Raw genomic sequence first — 401 nt, 5'->3', positions numbered from 1 at the left:
CGCGTGTCCGGTGTTTCTCGGCGGTCGCGCGCGGCGCCGGTAAAAAATCGCGCCGGCCAATCGTCTTCAAGACAGGAGCGGCCGATTCGACAGTTCGCCGCTTCGCTTCCTTCAACCGTCTCCCGCTTTTTTCCGATCATGACGCAAGCCACGACGCCTTCCGCCGACACCGACGACCTGGTCTACACGGTCGTCATCAACGACGAAGAACAGTATTCGATCTGGCCGACGTTCCGGCCCGTGCCGGCCGGCTGGCGCGAGGTCGGCGTGCGCGGCCCGAAGGCCGACTGCCTCGCGCACATCGAGACGGTCTGGACCGACATGCGCCCCGCGAGCCTGCGCCGCGCGATGGACGGCGAGCGTGCGACGCGCGCGTCGTGACCCGTTGCGCCGCGCTTGGC

Annotated in this window: 1 protein-coding gene; it reads left to right on the top strand. The window is 68.1% G+C overall.

Annotation, left to right across the window (positions count from 1 at the left end):
- Positions 1-138 precede the first annotated feature (138 nt).
- Entirely contained in the window at positions 139-381 is a 243-nt protein-coding gene (locus SB764_RS38510; protein WP_006753776.1) for an MbtH family protein, read from the top strand.
- Positions 382-401 lie beyond the last annotated feature (20 nt).

It is taken from the genome of Paraburkholderia sp. SIMBA_027 (assembly GCF_046535315.1).
Classification (GTDB): Bacteria; Pseudomonadota; Gammaproteobacteria; order Burkholderiales; family Burkholderiaceae; genus Paraburkholderia; species Paraburkholderia tropica.
The sequence above is the reverse complement of the archived record's forward strand: the minus strand, read 5'-3'. Positions and strand labels throughout refer to the sequence as shown.